Genomic DNA, 15,740 nt, shown 5'->3' with positions numbered 1-15,740 from the left:
GCTTAGCGCTTGCTCGAAGCCAGTTGCGTGGATTTCTCTTGATCCATACGCGACATCAGCGGTTGGCTCTGCGCGAGGAAACGTGCGCGTTCAGCTTTGGAGATTGGATCGGCCATCGCCACTTTCTGGCCTAGTGGGTCGACGTGCACGCCATTGACCTGGAACTCGTAATGCAAATGCGGTCCGGTGGAAAGTCCGGTGGTGCCGATGTAGCCGATTACCTGGCCTTGTTTGACGCTACTGCCAGTCTGCACACCTTTGGCAAAGCCCTGCATGTGGCCGTACAGCGTGCGGTAGGTATTGCCGTGCTGGATGATCACGGTGTTGCCGTAGCCACCGCGGCGACCGGCCAACAACACTTTGCCGTCACCGGCTGCCTTGATTGGAGTGCCACGCGGCGCTGCATAGTCGACGCCTTTGTGAGCGCGGATCTTGTTCAGGATCGGGTGCTTGCGGCCCATTGAGAATTTCGAGCTGATGCGGGCGAAGTCCACCGGGGTACGGATAAACGCCTTGCGCATGCTGTTGCCGTCAGCAGTGTAGTAGCTGCTGTTGCCTTGTTTATTGGTGTAACGCACGGCGGTGTAGGTCTTGCCTCGGTTAGTGAAGCGAGCGGAAAGGATCGGGCCATTGCCGACAGCCTTGCCGTTGACGACTTTCTGTTCGTAGATGACATCGAACTCGTCACCCTGGCGAATATCCTGGGCGAAATCGACGTCATAGCCAAACACGCTGGCCATGTCCATGGTCAGGCTGTGGGACAAACCGGCGCGTGCAGCGGACTGCGACAGCGAGCTGTTGATCACGCCATGAATATAGGCCGAGCGCACGGTCGGCTTGGCGGTAATGCGGTTGAATGCATAACCCTTGTCATTCTTGGTCAAGGTGATGCTTTCGACGTCGCTGACCTTGCTGTGAAGGTTGGTCAGCTGGCCATCGGGGCTCAGTTCGAATTCAAGTTTCTGGCCGTGTTTGAGTTGGCTGAACTGCTTGGCCTGCTTGTCACTAGCCAGCACTTCATGCACCGAAGCTGCTGGAAGGCCGACTTTTTCAAACAGGGTGGAGAGCGTATCGCCTTTAGAGACGATCACTTCCCTGTGGTTTGGAGACTTTTTTTCTTCGATCACTGGTGCTGGCGCGGGTGCGGCCTGAGCGGTTTCCTGGGGTTCTTCGGCGCTGTTTTCGATCTGCGCAAAAGGGGACGCTGCTGGCTCATTTGTGGCTTGGACCGCTTCGGCAGCGTCTTGATCTTGTGTCAGTTGTTCAGCAGGGCTTTCCAGTTCAAGACTCAGGGTCGTCTTTTTGGCTTCAACATCACTGGAAGGAAATACCAGAAGCGCCAGGCTCAGAAGGGCGGCGATGCCACTTGCTGCGAGCAGGTGGGTCTTCGGGTAAAGCGGCGGCGCTTTAGACGATTCTTTGGTCATAGGTAATTTTTGACTTTGAAAAAAGATGAATTGGAAAAGATGAATGACATGATGAAGATGAAATAACTGTATAAAATATAACCAAATCATCTCTGAAGCAAGTCCGCGAACGCTGTGTCCGTGGATTGGCGTCCGTGCGCCGGGCAAAACTTGTATTTGACGCGCGATCTTGTATGGTTGGTTCCCTTTGAATTCGAGCCTTGCGGGTCTGTTATGAAGTCGGTTGAAGAGCAGCTAGCGCTGATTAAACGTGGTGCGGAAGAACTGTTGGTCGAGTCCGAGCTGATCGAAAAGCTCAAGCGTGGCCAGCCGCTACGTATTAAGGCAGGCTTCGATCCGACCGCGCCGGATTTGCACCTGGGTCATACCGTGCTTATTAATAAGCTGCGCCAGTTCCAGGAGCTGGGGCATCAGGTGATCTTCCTTATAGGTGACTTCACCGGGATGATCGGCGATCCGAGTGGCAAGAGTGCGACACGTCCTCCTCTTACCCGCGAGCAGGTTCTCGAGAATGCCGAGACCTATAAGACCCAGGTTTTCAAGATTCTTGATCCGGCGAAAACCGAAGTTGCGTTCAACTCCACCTGGATGGATCAGATGGGGCCGGCCGATTTCATTCGCCTGACTTCTCAGTACACCGTAGCTCGCATGCTCGAACGCGACGACTTCGACAAGCGCTACACAACCAATCAGCCAATTGCCATTCACGAGTTCCTCTATCCGCTGGTTCAGGGTTATGACTCGGTTGCTTTGCGCGCGGACGTCGAGCTGGGTGGTACTGATCAGAAGTTCAACCTGTTGATGGGACGTGAACTGCAGCGTGGATATGGTCAAGAAGCTCAGTGCATTCTGACCATGCCGCTGCTCGAAGGTCTGGATGGTGTGAAGAAGATGTCCAAGTCCTTGGGCAACTACGTGGGTATTCAGGAAGCGCCGGGTGTGATGTACGGCAAACTGGTTTCCATTCCGGATGCGCTGATGTGGCGCTATTTCGAATTGCTCAGTTTCCGCTCCATGGATGAGATCAATGCATTCCGTGCTGATGTCGAGGCGGGTGCCAATCCGCGTGATATCAAGATCAAGCTGGCCGAAGAGATCGTTGCGCGTTTCCATGGTGAAGAGGCTGCGGCCAATGCTCATCGTGCGGCGGGTAACCGTATGAAGGAAGGTGAGCTGCCGGACGATCTGCCGGAGATCGAATTGACTGCTGGCGAAGACATGCCGATCGCTGCTGTCCTTAATAAGGCAGGCCTGGTCAAGAACTCGGCTGTCGCGCGGGATCTTCTGGGTTCTGGTGGTGTGCGTATAGATGGCGAGGTTGTCGATCGCACCTTTATATACGTACTGGGTGCGACCCATGTTTGCCAGGCCGGGAAGAAGGCATTTGCGCGTATTACGCTCAAATCCGAATAAAGCTGAAATTAAGGGTTGACGGCAGATTCTGGAAGTCTATAATTCGCCCCACTTCCGGCGCAGTCGAAACGGAAAACTCCTTGGTAAACAATGAGTTACGCAGTTTTCGACAGCGAGTTGCTTCAGGTCATCGAAGCCCAGAAGGAGTTGAAAGAGCGGGGTTGTTTGGCTCTTTTAACGATTCGATCTTCTCGGTCGAAAGCGGTGTAAAAGAGGTGTTGACAGCAGCGAGTAACGCTGTAGAATTCGCCTCCCGCTAACGAGAGATCGGAAGCGCAAGTGGTTGAAGTTGCAAAGGAAACTTTGAAAACTTCGAAAAATAACCGCTTGACAGCAACAGAGGCTGCTGTAGAATGCGCGCCTCGGTTGAGACGAAAGATCTTAACCAACCGCTCTTTAACAACTGAATCAAGCAATTCGTGTGGGTGCTTGTGGAGTCAGACTGATAGTCAACAAGATTATCAGCATCACAAGTTACTCCGCGAGAAATCAAAGATGTAACCAACGATTGCTGAGCCAAGTTTAGGGTTTCTTAAAAACCCAAAGATGTTTGAACTGAAGAGTTTGATCATGGCTCAGATTGAACGCTGGCGGCAGGCCTAACACATGCAAGTCGAGCGGCAGCACGGGTACTTGTACCTGGTGGCGAGCGGCGGACGGGTGAGTAATGCCTAGGAATCTGCCTGGTAGTGGGGGATAACGCTCGGAAACGGACGCTAATACCGCATACGTCCTACGGGAGAAAGCAGGGGACCTTCGGGCCTTGCGCTATCAGATGAGCCTAGGTCGGATTAGCTAGTTGGTGAGGTAATGGCTCACCAAGGCGACGATCCGTAACTGGTCTGAGAGGATGATCAGTCACACTGGAACTGAGACACGGTCCAGACTCCTACGGGAGGCAGCAGTGGGGAATATTGGACAATGGGCGAAAGCCTGATCCAGCCATGCCGCGTGTGTGAAGAAGGTCTTCGGATTGTAAAGCACTTTAAGTTGGGAGGAAGGGCATTTACCTAATACGTAAGTGTTTTGACGTTACCGACAGAATAAGCACCGGCTAACTCTGTGCCAGCAGCCGCGGTAATACAGAGGGTGCAAGCGTTAATCGGAATTACTGGGCGTAAAGCGCGCGTAGGTGGTTCGTTAAGTTGGATGTGAAATCCCCGGGCTCAACCTGGGAACTGCATTCAAAACTGTCGAGCTAGAGTATGGTAGAGGGTGGTGGAATTTCCTGTGTAGCGGTGAAATGCGTAGATATAGGAAGGAACACCAGTGGCGAAGGCGACCACCTGGACTGATACTGACACTGAGGTGCGAAAGCGTGGGGAGCAAACAGGATTAGATACCCTGGTAGTCCACGCCGTAAACGATGTCAACTAGCCGTTGGGAGCCTTGAGCTCTTAGTGGCGCAGCTAACGCATTAAGTTGACCGCCTGGGGAGTACGGCCGCAAGGTTAAAACTCAAATGAATTGACGGGGGCCCGCACAAGCGGTGGAGCATGTGGTTTAATTCGAAGCAACGCGAAGAACCTTACCAGGCCTTGACATCCAATGAACTTTCCAGAGATGGATTGGTGCCTTCGGGAACATTGAGACAGGTGCTGCATGGCTGTCGTCAGCTCGTGTCGTGAGATGTTGGGTTAAGTCCCGTAACGAGCGCAACCCTTGTCCTTAGTTACCAGCACGTAATGGTGGGCACTCTAAGGAGACTGCCGGTGACAAACCGGAGGAAGGTGGGGATGACGTCAAGTCATCATGGCCCTTACGGCCTGGGCTACACACGTGCTACAATGGTCGGTACAGAGGGTTGCCAAGCCGCGAGGTGGAGCTAATCCCAGAAAACCGATCGTAGTCCGGATCGCAGTCTGCAACTCGACTGCGTGAAGTCGGAATCGCTAGTAATCGCGAATCAGAATGTCGCGGTGAATACGTTCCCGGGCCTTGTACACACCGCCCGTCACACCATGGGAGTGGGTTGCACCAGAAGTAGCTAGTCTAACCTTCGGGAGGACGGTTACCACGGTGTGATTCATGACTGGGGTGAAGTCGTAACAAGGTAGCCGTAGGGGAACCTGCGGCTGGATCACCTCCTTAATCGACGACATCAGCTGCTCCATAAGCTCCCACACGAATTGCTTGATTCATTGAAGAAGACGATAAGAAGCAGCCTTAACAGGTTGTAGCTTAGTTGGTTAGAGCGCACCCCATGCTTTGTGGTAAAGAGCAGGGTGAGGTCGGCCTTAAAGCTCGAAATTGGGTCTGTAGCTCAGTTGGTTAGAGCGCACCCCTGATAAGGGTGAGGTCGGCAGTTCGAATCTGCCCAGACCCACCAATTTTGTGTGGGAACCTGTAGAAATACGGGGCCATAGCTCAGCTGGGAGAGCGCCTGCCTTGCACGCAGGAGGTCAACGGTTCGATCCCGTTTGGCTCCACCACTAACTGCTTCTGTTGTTGAAAGCTTAGAAATGAGCATTCCATCCTGGTGATGGTGAATGTTGATTTCTAGTCTTTGGCTAGATCGTTCTTTAAAAATTTGGGTATGTGATAGAAAGATAGACTGAACGTTACTTTCACTGGTAACGGATCAGGCTAAGGTAAAATTTGTGAGTTGCTCTTTATGAGCAAGCATCGAATTTTCGGCGAATGTCGTCTTCACAGTATAACCAGATTGCTTGGGGTTATATGGTCAAGTGAAGAAGCGCATACGGTGGATGCCTTGGCAGTCAGAGGCGATGAAAGACGTGGTAGCCTGCGAAAAGCTTCGGGGAGTCGGCAAACAGACTTTGATCCGGAGATGTCTGAATGGGGGAACCCAGCCATCATAAGATGGTTATCTTAAGCTGAATACATAGGCTTAAGAGGCGAACCAGGGGAACTGAAACATCTAAGTACCCTGAGGAAAAGAAATCAACCGAGATTCCCTTAGTAGTGGCGAGCGAACGGGGACTAGCCCTTAAGTGGCTTTGAGATTAGCGGAACGTTCTGGAAAGTACGGCCATAGTGGGTGATAGCCCTGTACGCGAAAATCTCTTAGTCATGAAATCGAGTAGGACGGAGCACGAGAAACTTTGTCTGAATATGGGGGGACCATCCTCCAAGGCTAAATACTACTGACTGACCGATAGTGAACTAGTACCGTGAGGGAAAGGCGAAAAGAACCCCGGAGAGGGGAGTGAAATAGATCCTGAAACCGTATGCGTACAAGCAGTGGGAGCCCACTTTGTTGGGTGACTGCGTACCTTTTGTATAATGGGTCAGCGACTTATTTTCAGTGGCGAGCTTAACCGAATAGGGGAGGCGTAGCGAAAGCGAGTCTTAATAGGGCGTCTAGTCGCTGGGAATAGACCCGAAACCGGGCGATCTATCCATGGGCAGGTTGAAGGTTGGGTAACACTAACTGGAGGACCGAACCGACTACCGTTGAAAAGTTAGCGGATGACCTGTGGATCGGAGTGAAAGGCTAATCAAGCTCGGAGATAGCTGGTTCTCCTCGAAAGCTATTTAGGTAGCGCCTCATGTATCACTGTAGGGGGTAGAGCACTGTTTCGGCTAGGGGGTCATCCCGACTTACCAAACCGATGCAAACTCCGAATACCTACAAGTGCCGAGCATGGGAGACACACGGCGGGTGCTAACGTCCGTCGTGAAAAGGGAAACAACCCAGACCGTCAGCTAAGGTCCCAAAGTTATGGTTAAGTGGGAAACGATGTGGGAAGGCTTAGACAGCTAGGAGGTTGGCTTAGAAGCAGCCACCCTTTAAAGAAAGCGTAATAGCTCACTAGTCGAGTCGGCCTGCGCGGAAGATGTAACGGGGCTCAAACCATACACCGAAGCTACGGGTATCACTTAGGTGATGCGGTAGAGGAGCGTTCTGTAAGCCTGTGAAGGTGAGTTGAGAAGCTTGCTGGAGGTATCAGAAGTGCGAATGCTGACATGAGTAACGACAATGGGTGTGAAAAACACCCACGCCGAAAGACCAAGGTTTCCTGCGCAACGTTAATCGACGCAGGGTTAGTCGGTCCCTAAGGCGAGGCTGAAAAGCGTAGTCGATGGAAAACAGGTTAATATTCCTGTACTTCTGGTTATTGCGATGGAGGGACGGAGAAGGCTAGGCCAGCTTGGCGTTGGTTGTCCAAGTTTAAGGTGGTAGGCTGGAATCTTAGGTAAATCCGGGATTCTAAGGCCGAGAGCTGATGACGAGTTACCCTTTGGGTGACGAAGTGGTTGATGCCATGCTTCCAAGAAAAGCTTCTAAGCTTCAGGTAACCAGGAACCGTACCCCAAACCGACACAGGTGGTTGGGTAGAGAATACCAAGGCGCTTGAGAGAACTCGGGTGAAGGAACTAGGCAAAATGGCACCGTAACTTCGGGAGAAGGTGCGCCGGTGAGGGTGAAGCATTTACTGCGTAAGCCCATGCCGGTCGAAGATACCAGGCCGCTGCGACTGTTTATTAAAAACACAGCACTCTGCAAACACGAAAGTGGACGTATAGGGTGTGACGCCTGCCCGGTGCCGGAAGGTTAATTGATGGGGTTAGCTAACGCGAAGCTCTTGATCGAAGCCCCGGTAAACGGCGGCCGTAACTATAACGGTCCTAAGGTAGCGAAATTCCTTGTCGGGTAAGTTCCGACCTGCACGAATGGCGTAACGATGGCGGCGCTGTCTCCACCCGAGACTCAGTGAAATTGAAATCGCTGTGAAGATGCAGTGTATCCGCGGCTAGACGGAAAGACCCCGTGAACCTTTACTATAGCTTTGCACTGGACTTTGAATTTGCTTGTGTAGGATAGGTGGGAGGCTTTGAAGCGTGGACGCCAGTTCGCGTGGAGCCAACCTTGAAATACCACCCTGGCAACTTTGAGGTTCTAACTCAGGTCCGTTATCCGGATCGAGGACAGTGTATGGTGGGTAGTTTGACTGGGGCGGTCTCCTCCTAAAGAGTAACGGAGGAGTACGAAGGTGCGCTCAGACCGGTCGGAAATCGGTCGTAGAGTATAAAGGCAAAAGCGCGCTTGACTGCGAGACAGACACGTCGAGCAGGTACGAAAGTAGGTCTTAGTGATCCGGTGGTTCTGTATGGAAGGGCCATCGCTCAACGGATAAAAGGTACTCCGGGGATAACAGGCTGATACCGCCCAAGAGTTCATATCGACGGCGGTGTTTGGCACCTCGATGTCGGCTCATCACATCCTGGGGCTGAAGCCGGTCCCAAGGGTATGGCTGTTCGCCATTTAAAGTGGTACGCGAGCTGGGTTTAGAACGTCGTGAGACAGTTCGGTCCCTATCTGCCGTGGACGTTTGAGATTTGAGAGGGGCTGCTCCTAGTACGAGAGGACCGGAGTGGACGAACCTCTGGTGTTCCGGTTGTCACGCCAGTGGCATTGCCGGGTAGCTATGTTCGGAATAGATAACCGCTGAAAGCATCTAAGCGGGAAACTAGCCTCAAGATGAGATCTCACTGGGACCTTGAGTCCCCTGAAGGGCCGTCGAAGACTACGACGTTGATAGGTTGGGTGTGTAAGCGCTGTGAGGCGTTGAGCTAACCAATACTAATTGCCCGTGAGGCTTGACCATATAACACCCAAGCAATTTGTGAACTCGAAAGAGGCCAGATTGCGGTGTGTGAAGACGAAACGAGCCGAAAGTTCGAGATACTCACAAAACACCAAACTATCGCATACCCATTCGCTGGAGCGTGATCCGTAAGGAGAACGACCTGGCTACCGAATTTCTTGACGACCATAGAGCATTGGAACCACCTGATCCCATCCCGAACTCAGCAGTGAAACGATGCATCGCCGATGGTAGTGTGGGGTTTCCCCATGTGAGAGTAGGTCATCGTCAAGATTAAATTCCGAAACCCCTATCTGCGTATGCAGGTAGGGGTTTTGTTTTGTCCGCAGGAAAACTGACCTGTAGGTTTTCTATGCAATGGCGCGGGGCATGGCTATCATGCGGGCCTCATTGTGAGGCGGGACTTGCATGCTGACATTGTTAAAGCTTCTTAAAGATGGCCGATTCCATTCGGGTCAGGCCTTGGGCGTCGCCTTGGGTGTCAGTCGTAGTGCCGTTTGGAAGCAGCTTCAGCATTTAGAAGCTGAGCTGGGATTATCCATTCATAAGGTGCGGGGTCGCGGCTATCAACTGGCTGCGCCATTGACGCTGCTTGATCCTGTCGAGATAAGAGAGCAGGCGCCTTCTTGTGATTGGCCCATCCTGGTTTTCGATTCAATTGACTCCACTAATGCCGAGGCTTTGCGCGCTATAGAGCGGGGGCAGGCGGCACCCTTTCTAGTGCTTGCCGAACGGCAAACTGCAGGTCGTGGGCGTCGTGGGCGTAAATGGGCAAGTCCATTCGCGGAAAACATCTATTACAGCCTCGTGCTACGTATTGAAGGTGGAATGCGTCAGCTGGAAGGCTTGAGTCTTGTTGTTGGGCTAGCCGTCATGCAGGCCCTGCGTGAGCTTGGTATTTCGGGGGCTGGATTGAAGTGGCCCAACGATGTTCTGGTTGGTCAGAAGAAGATCGCCGGGATATTGCTCGAGCTGGTGGGGGATCCTGCTGATGTGTGTCACGTTGTGCTGGGTGTGGGAATTAATGTGAACATGCAGATTACCGATGAGGTAGATCAGCAGTGGACGTCCATGCGGCTAGAGTCGGGCAAGGTGTTTGATCGAAATCAGTTGGTCGGGGAGTTGGGTGCGACGCTCCAGGCATACCTGTCTCGTCATCAAGTCGACGGATTTTCAGCTATCCAGGCAGAGTGGGAGCAAAATCATCTCTGGCAGGGGCGCGCCGTGTCGTTGATCGCAGGTGTTAACCATATAGATGGCGAGGTGCTGGGTATTGATAGTCAGGGTGCTCTGCGCTTGAAGGTGGGTGGTGTGGAAAAAGTCTTTAGTGGTGGTGAGCTCAGTCTGAGGTTGCGTGATGATTCTTGAGCTCGACTGCGGAAACAGTTTTATCAAGTGGCGTGTGCTCGACGCGGATGTTCGGCGGGTGGTTGGCGAGGGCGTCGTTGATTCGGATCTCGCTTTGTTGGAGAGCTTGAAAGCGCTCAAGGGCCTCGCTCTCAAGTTTTGTCGGTTGGTCAGTGTCAGGACCGCCGAAGAAACCAGTGCACTCATTTCTCTGCTGACAGAAGCTTTTGGTGTTTCGGTGGTATGTGCCGCGCCGTCCCGCGAAATGTCCGGGGTCCGTAATGGTTATGAGGAGTTCGAGCGGTTAGGGCTCGACCGTTGGCTGGCGATGCTTGGGGGATTCCAGCTGGCTTCGGGTGCGTGCCTTGTGCTTGATTTTGGTACGGCTGTTACTGCGGACTTCATCTCTAGGGATGGAGAGCACCTCGGAGGATTTATATGCCCGGGAATGCCTCTGATGCGAAACCAATTGCGTACCCATACCCGTAGAATTCGTTATGGCGATTTAGCAGCCGAGCGTGCTCTGGAAAGTCTCGCTCCTGGTCGGACAACTGTCGAAGCGGTCGAGCGGGGTTGCTCGTTGATGCTGAGAGGCTTTGTCCTGACGCAGCTAGAGTTGGCGCGTAGCTATTGGGGGGATGATTTTGCTGTATTCCTCACTGGAGGAGATGCAGACCTGGTTTCCGAGATCGTGCCTGAGGCCAGGGTGGTTCCTGATCTGGTGTTTGTAGGTTTGGCTATGGCGTGTCCCTTGTCGTGAGGTTTTTATGCGTTGGTTGTTTCTGCTGCTGCTTGTTCTCAATGTGTTCTATTACATCTGGCACCAACAGGAGGCTCCTCTGCGTGCGAAGGATGTAACCCCTTTGAATTTATATAGGGGGTCGCAGCAGGATATTCGCTTGTTGAGTGAAACGACTGATGCGGCTCGTGATAAAGGAAAGCCTGCCCAGGCGGACGATGGATGCCTCTATCTGGGCGGTTTTACTCGTCAGGAGGCTGCTCAGGCGGTTGAGCGGCGATTGAGTGGCATGGAAATCAAGTTCGAGTCCTTGCTGAGGCCTCCTGCCGAGTCTGATGGTTACTGGGTGCGTGTGGCACCAGAAAGCCGGCGTTGGCTGGATGACTCACAGCTGAAAAACCTTTCTAGAGAATTCAATGAGTTAAAACATAAAATAATGCCGTGTGAGGGGGTTGCACCCGCCGAATAGTTTGCATAGAATGGCGCCCGCTTCGCAGTGAAGACCTTTGATGGTTAACACCGCGAAGTGATGTCAACGCAGCTAACCTCAGGTTTTTAATGAGAAAATGCTTGACAGAAGGCTGGCATGATATAGAATGCCGGCTCGCTTAGGAGGGGTTCCCGAGCGGCCAAAGGGATCAGACTGTAAATCTGACGTCTACGACTTCGAAGGTTCGAATCCTTCCCCCTCCACCATTTTTAGCGAGAGCTGCAAGCTCGCGGGTATAGTTTAGTGGTAGAACCTCAGCCTTCCAAGCTGATGATGCGGGTTCGATTCCCGCTACCCGCTCCAAGTTTGCAGATCCTGCATAGCGTTACGCTCTTGTAGCTCAGTTGGTAGAGCACACCCTTGGTAAGGGTGAGGTCAGCGGTTCAAATCCGCTCAAGAGCTCCATATAACAAGGCAGATATGAAAATATCTGCCTTTGTTTTAATGGCTAGTTTGACCCGCTCAATTCTTCTCCTAGGGGTGATTTTGATGGCTAAGGAAAAGTTCGAACGTAATAAGCCGCACGTCAACGTTGGAACCATTGGTCACGTCGATCATGGTAAGACTACTCTGACTGCTGCTTTGACCCGCGTCTGCTCCGAAGTTTTCGGTTCGGCAAAGGTTGACTTCGACAAGATCGATAGCGCCCCTGAAGAAAAAGCTCGTGGTATTACCATCAACACCGCTCACGTTGAATACGATTCGGCCGTGCGTCACTACGCACACGTTGACTGTCCAGGTCACGCTGACTACGTAAAAAACATGATTACCGGTGCTGCTCAGATGGATGGTGCGATTCTGGTTTGCTCGGCCGCTGATGGTCCGATGCCGCAAACCCGTGAGCACATCCTTCTGTCCCGCCAGGTTGGCGTTCCGTACATCGTTGTCTTCCTGAACAAGGCTGACATGGTTGACGACGCTGAGCTGCTGGAGCTGGTTGAGATGGAAGTGCGCGACTTGCTGAGCACTTACGATTTCCCAGGTGATGACACTCCGATCATCATTGGTTCGGCGCTGATGGCGCTGAATGGTCAAGACGACAACGAGATGGGCACTACTGCCGTCAAGAAGTTGGTTGAGACTCTGGATAGTTATATTCCGCAGCCTGAGCGTGCTATTGATAAGCCGTTCCTGATGCCGATCGAGGATGTTTTCTCGATCTCCGGTCGCGGTACTGTTGTGACTGGTCGTGTTGAGCGTGGCATTGTCCGCATTCAGGAGGAAGTTGAGATTGTTGGTCTTCGTGACACTGTCAAAACTACTTGCACTGGTGTTGAGATGTTCCGCAAGCTGCTCGACGAAGGTCGTGCTGGCGAGAACTGTGGTGTGTTGCTGCGTGGTACCAAGCGTGATGATGTTGAGCGTGGCCAGGTTCTGGTCAAGCCGGGCACCGTCAAGCCGCATACCAAGTTCACCGCTGAAGTTTACGTTCTGAGCAAGGAAGAGGGTGGTCGTCATACGCCATTCTTCAAAGGCTACCGTCCACAGTTCTACTTCCGGACCACTGACGTGACCGGTAACTGCGAACTGCCGGAAGGCGTTGAAATGGTGATGCCAGGTGATAACGTCCAAATGACGGTCACTCTGATCAAAACCATCGCAATGGAAGATGGTCTGCGTTTCGCCATTCGTGAAGGCGGTCGTACCGTCGGCGCTGGTGTCGTTGCTAAGGTTATCGAGTAAATTGTTGTAATGTCTTTTTCGGGCCGGCATAATGGTCGGCCTGATTTTGTTTTAGGTCAGTAGCTCAATTGGCAGAGCGACGGTCTCCAAAACCGTAGGTTGGGGGTTCGATTCCCTCCTGACCTGCCAGATTCACTTGGTGTGTCTGGCTTTCTTTTCACAGGATCTTCATAGATGACTCCTAAAGCTGAAGCTCAAGGCTCTCGCTTCGATCTCCTCAAGTGGCTAGTAGTAGTCGCTTTGGTGGTTGTTGGCGTTGTTGGCAATCAGTATTACTCTGCTTCGCCGATCCTGTACCGCGTACTAGCTTTGCTCGCCATTGCTGCTGTAGCTGCCTTTGTAGGCCTGCAAACAGTCAAGGGCAAGTCTTTCTTTGTACTGGTTAAGGAAGCTCGCACCGAGATTCGTAAAGTCGTATGGCCAACTCGCCAAGAAACCACGCAGACCACGTTGATCGTTGTGGCTGTTGTACTGGTTATGGCGTTGCTGTTGTGGGGGCTTGATTCCCTGCTCGGCTGGCTTGTTTCCTTGATTGTCGGCTAAGGGTGTCCCGTGGCTAAGCGTTGGTACGTTGTGCATGCTTACTCCGGTTACGAGAAGCATGTCATGCGCTCGTTGGTAGAGCGCGTAAAGCTGGCTGGCATGGAAGATGGCTTTGGCGAAATTCTGGTTCCCACTGAAGAAGTGGTTGAAATGCGTAATGGCCAGAAACGCAAAAGCGAGCGCAAGTTCTTCCCGGGTTATGTGCTGGTTCAGATGGACATGAATGAGGGTACTTGGCACTTGGTCAAGGATACTCCTCGGGTGATGGGGTTTATCGGCGGTACTGCTGATAAGCCTGCACCTATCACAGATAAAGAGGCAGAAGCGATTCTGCGTCGCGTTGCTGATGGTAGCGACAAGCCGAAGCCGAAGACGTTGTTCGAGCCAGGTGAGTCGGTACGTGTCAATGACGGTCCGTTTGCCGACTTTACTGGCACGGTCGAAGAAGTTAACTACGAGAAGAGCCGGATCCAAGTGGCAGTGCTCATTTTCGGTCGCTCTACTCCGGTAGAGCTAGAGTTCAGCCAGGTCGAAAAAGTCTAGCTGAGCAAGCATCCCAACCCCGCAGCCCTAGGCTGTGGGGTTTTGTCGTCACTGGGATAAACGCGCAAGTAACCGGGGAGCCTTTCGAGGCGTTCGAACCCGTAATTGGAGTGCCTCATGGCCAAGAAGATTACCGCTTACATCAAGCTGCAAGTGAAGGCCGCTCAGGCTAACCCAAGCCCACCTGTTGGTCCTGCTCTGGGTCAGCACGGCGTGAACATCATGGAGTTCTGCAAGGCTTTCAACGCCCGTACTCAGGGTATTGAGCCAGGTCTGCCGACTCCAGTGATCATCACTGTCTACAGCGACCGTAGTTTCACTTTCGAAACCAAATCCACACCTGCTTCGGTTCTGCTGAAGAAAGCTGCTGGTCTGACTAGCGGTTCCGCTCGTCCGAACACCGTTAAGGTTGGCACCGTTACCCGTGCTCAGCTGGAAGAAATCGCGAAAACCAAAAACGCGGATCTGACTGCAGCTGATATGGACGCGGCCGTGCGTACTATCGCCGGTTCTGCTCGTAGCATGGGCCTTAACGTGGAGGGTGTGTAATGGCTAAGTTGACCAAGCGTCAAAAGGCTATCGCCGGCAAAATCGAAGCAGGCAAGTCCTACAACTTTGTAGACGCTGCTGCTCTGCTGGCTGAGCTGTCGACCGTCAAGTTCAGCGAGTCGTTTGACGTTGCTGTAAATTTGGGTGTTGACCCGCGTAAATCCGACCAGGTCGTTCGTAGCGCTACTGTGCTGCCACACGGCACTGGCAAGACCGTTCGCGTTGCTGTGTTCACCCAAGGTCCAGCTGCTGAGGCCGCTTTGGCTGCCGGCGCTGACCGTGTAGGTATGGACGATCTGGCTGCCGAAATGAAAGGCGGCGACCTGAACTATGACGTAGTTATCGCATCCCCGGATGCAATGCGCGTTGTTGGTCAGTTGGGCCAGATCCTGGGCCCACGTGGCCTGATGCCTAACCCTAAAGTCGGCACCGTAACGCCAGACGTAGCTACCGCGGTTAAGAACGCCAAGGCTGGTCAGGTTCGTTATCGCACCGACAAAAACGGCATCATCCACACCTCCGTTGGCAAGGTTGGCTTCGACGCCGTCAAGCTGAAGGAAAACGTTGAAGCCCTGATCGCTGATCTGAAGCGTATCAAGCCAGCTTCCTCGAAAGGTATTTACGTCAAGCGCGTTACCCTGAGCACCACCATGGGTCCAGGCCTGGTCATCGACCAAGGCTCGCTCGACGCGTAAGACACAGGTTGGCGCAAGCGATTGCGCCAATTGAAAGATTGGGGTCCCTGCCTGGCGGGGGCTATCCAAGACCGTAGGCGACGCAAGTCTTAAACCTCAAGCCTACGCAGATGGTGCTCCCGGTTCCTTACCGAATCAGACACCAAAACGACATCTGGCCTCGGTTGGATGAAACGGTAACAAGCAGGAGTTTTTCCCGTGGCAATTAAACTTGAAGACAAGAAGGCCATCGTCGCTGAAGTCAACAAGGCTGCCCAAGTTGCTCTGTCCGCTGTCGTGGCTGATGCCCGTGGCGTAACAGTAGGCGCTATGACCGGACTCCGTAAAGAGGCTCGTGAAGCTGGCGTTTACGTACGTGTTGTACGTAACACCCTGCTCAAGCGCGCCGTTGCTGGCACTCAATATGACGTGCTCAACGACGTGTTCACTGGCCCGACCTTGATTGCATTCTCCAAAGAACATCCGGGCGCTGCTGCTCGTATCTTCAAAGAGTTCGCAAAAGGTCAGGATAAGTTCGAGATCAAGGCAGCTGCGTTCGAGGGCAAGTTCCTCGCAGCTAATCAGATCGACGTACTGGCAAGCCTGCCGACCCGTGACGAAGCAATTTCTCAGCTGATGAGCGTGATTCAAGGCGCAACCAGCAAATTGGCTCGTACTCTGGCGGCTCTTCGCGACCAGAAAGAAGCTGCCGCAGCCTAAGGCTGAGCGACTCCTTTCAGCGTTTATTGTTTATTTCGA

Annotated in this window: 11 protein-coding genes, 6 tRNA genes and 3 rRNA genes; 19 read left to right on the top strand and 1 reads right to left on the bottom strand. The window is 52.9% G+C overall.

Going from position 1 to position 15,740, the window contains the following annotated elements; all coding sequences use genetic code 11:
• Positions 1 to 2: 2 nt before the first annotated feature.
• Entirely contained in the window at positions 3 to 1,427 is a 1,425-nt protein-coding gene (locus tag ACA059_RS28720) for a peptidoglycan DD-metalloendopeptidase family protein (RefSeq protein ID WP_497631819.1), read from the bottom strand.
• Between the two features lie 213 nt (positions 1,428 to 1,640).
• Here ACA059_RS28720 and tyrS point away from each other — a divergent pair, with 213 nt between their 5' ends.
• The 19 genes from tyrS to rplJ all read left to right on the top strand — a co-directional run bounded on the left by tyrS (position 1,641) and on the right by rplJ (position 15,701).
• The gene (gene tyrS / locus ACA059_RS28715; protein ID WP_497631818.1) at positions 1,641 to 2,840 is read left to right on the top strand and encodes a tyrosine--tRNA ligase; all 1,200 of its coding nucleotides are present in this window, start codon (positions 1,641 to 1,643) and stop codon (positions 2,838 to 2,840) included.
• Positions 2,841 to 3,392: 552 nt separating this feature from the next.
• A 16S ribosomal RNA gene (locus tag ACA059_RS28710) occupies positions 3,393 to 4,931 on the top strand.
• Between the two features lie 161 nt (positions 4,932 to 5,092).
• A tRNA-Ile gene (locus ACA059_RS28705) sits at positions 5,093 to 5,169 on the top strand.
• A gap of 27 nt (positions 5,170 to 5,196) precedes the next feature.
• A tRNA-Ala gene (locus ACA059_RS28700) sits at positions 5,197 to 5,272 on the top strand.
• 249 nt (positions 5,273 to 5,521) lie between these two features.
• Positions 5,522 to 8,413: ribosomal RNA gene (locus tag ACA059_RS28695) — 23S ribosomal RNA — on the top strand.
• 157 nt (positions 8,414 to 8,570) lie between these two features.
• Positions 8,571 to 8,686 (top strand): 5S ribosomal RNA (gene rrf, locus ACA059_RS28690).
• The 16S, 23S and 5S rRNA genes sit together here with 2 tRNA genes alongside, the layout of an rRNA operon.
• A gap of 135 nt (positions 8,687 to 8,821) precedes the next feature.
• Positions 8,822 to 9,781, top strand: coding sequence for a bifunctional biotin--[acetyl-CoA-carboxylase] ligase/biotin operon repressor BirA (birA, locus tag ACA059_RS28685; RefSeq protein ID WP_497631817.1), 960 nt, complete (start codon positions 8,822 to 8,824; stop codon positions 9,779 to 9,781).
• Positions 9,771 to 10,520 (top strand): pantothenate kinase, encoded by a 750-nt coding sequence (locus ACA059_RS28680; protein ID WP_497631816.1) that lies wholly within the window; start codon positions 9,771 to 9,773, stop codon positions 10,518 to 10,520. The genes birA and ACA059_RS28680 overlap by 11 nt, the downstream gene beginning before the upstream one ends.
• A gap of 7 nt (positions 10,521 to 10,527) precedes the next feature.
• Complete coding sequence (locus ACA059_RS28675) at positions 10,528 to 10,968, top strand: hypothetical protein (RefSeq protein ID WP_497631815.1); 441 nt, start codon at positions 10,528 to 10,530, stop codon at positions 10,966 to 10,968.
• Positions 10,969 to 11,110: 142 nt separating this feature from the next.
• Positions 11,111 to 11,195, top strand: a tRNA-Tyr gene (locus tag ACA059_RS28670).
• Positions 11,196 to 11,218: 23 nt separating this feature from the next.
• Positions 11,219 to 11,292, top strand: a tRNA-Gly gene (locus tag ACA059_RS28665).
• 26 nt (positions 11,293 to 11,318) lie between these two features.
• A tRNA-Thr gene (locus ACA059_RS28660) sits at positions 11,319 to 11,394 on the top strand.
• 84 nt (positions 11,395 to 11,478) lie between these two features.
• The gene (gene tuf / locus ACA059_RS28655; RefSeq protein ID WP_007896619.1) at positions 11,479 to 12,672 is read left to right on the top strand and encodes an elongation factor Tu; all 1,194 of its coding nucleotides are present in this window, start codon (positions 11,479 to 11,481) and stop codon (positions 12,670 to 12,672) included.
• Between the two features lie 53 nt (positions 12,673 to 12,725).
• Positions 12,726 to 12,801: transfer RNA gene (locus ACA059_RS28650), tRNA-Trp, on the top strand.
• A 45-nt stretch (positions 12,802 to 12,846) separates the two neighbouring features.
• Positions 12,847 to 13,215 (top strand): preprotein translocase subunit SecE, encoded by a 369-nt coding sequence (gene secE / locus ACA059_RS28645; protein ID WP_008145488.1) that lies wholly within the window; start codon positions 12,847 to 12,849, stop codon positions 13,213 to 13,215.
• A 9-nt stretch (positions 13,216 to 13,224) separates the two neighbouring features.
• Entirely contained in the window at positions 13,225 to 13,758 is a 534-nt protein-coding gene (gene nusG / locus ACA059_RS28640; RefSeq protein WP_007896622.1) for a transcription termination/antitermination protein NusG, read from the top strand.
• A gap of 117 nt (positions 13,759 to 13,875) precedes the next feature.
• Positions 13,876 to 14,307, top strand: coding sequence for a 50S ribosomal protein L11 (gene rplK / locus ACA059_RS28635; RefSeq protein WP_003210097.1), 432 nt, complete (start codon positions 13,876 to 13,878; stop codon positions 14,305 to 14,307).
• On the top strand, positions 14,307 to 15,002 hold the full coding sequence (gene rplA, locus ACA059_RS28630) for a 50S ribosomal protein L1 (RefSeq protein WP_007896626.1): 696 nt from the start codon (positions 14,307 to 14,309) through the stop codon (positions 15,000 to 15,002). Before rplK ends, rplA begins: the two co-directional genes overlap by 1 nt.
• 198 nt (positions 15,003 to 15,200) lie before the next feature.
• Positions 15,201 to 15,701: a 50S ribosomal protein L10 gene (gene rplJ / locus ACA059_RS28625; RefSeq protein ID WP_010467255.1), complete on the top strand. Its 501-nt coding sequence runs from the start codon at positions 15,201 to 15,203 to the stop codon at positions 15,699 to 15,701.
• Positions 15,702 to 15,740 lie beyond the last annotated feature (39 nt).

Source organism: Pseudomonas sp. LBUM1647 (assembly GCF_059716175.1).
This window is presented reverse-complemented; position numbering and strand designations above follow the sequence as displayed.

What these genes read in the sequence shown, in the direction of transcription:
- rplA (WP_007896626.1), top strand. Translation starts at nt 14,307, where the DNA reads ATGGCTAAGTTGACCAAGCGTCAAAAGGCTATCGCCGGCAAAATCGAA.
- tuf (WP_007896619.1), top strand. Translation starts at nt 11,479, where the DNA reads ATGGCTAAGGAAAAGTTCGAACGTAATAAGCCGCACGTCAACGTTGGA.
- ACA059_RS28680 (WP_497631816.1), top strand. Translation starts at nt 9,771, where the DNA reads ATGATTCTTGAGCTCGACTGCGGAAACAGTTTTATCAAGTGGCGTGTG.
- birA (WP_497631817.1), top strand. Translation starts at nt 8,822, where the DNA reads ATGCTGACATTGTTAAAGCTTCTTAAAGATGGCCGATTCCATTCGGGT.
- ACA059_RS28675 (WP_497631815.1), top strand. Translation starts at nt 10,528, where the DNA reads ATGCGTTGGTTGTTTCTGCTGCTGCTTGTTCTCAATGTGTTCTATTAC.
- ACA059_RS28720 (WP_497631819.1), bottom strand. Translation starts at nt 1,427, where the DNA reads ATGACCAAAGAATCGTCTAAAGCGCCGCCGCTTTACCCGAAGACCCAC.
- tyrS (WP_497631818.1), top strand. Translation starts at nt 1,641, where the DNA reads ATGAAGTCGGTTGAAGAGCAGCTAGCGCTGATTAAACGTGGTGCGGAA.
- rplK (WP_003210097.1), top strand. Translation starts at nt 13,876, where the DNA reads ATGGCCAAGAAGATTACCGCTTACATCAAGCTGCAAGTGAAGGCCGCT.
- secE (WP_008145488.1), top strand. Translation starts at nt 12,847, where the DNA reads ATGACTCCTAAAGCTGAAGCTCAAGGCTCTCGCTTCGATCTCCTCAAG.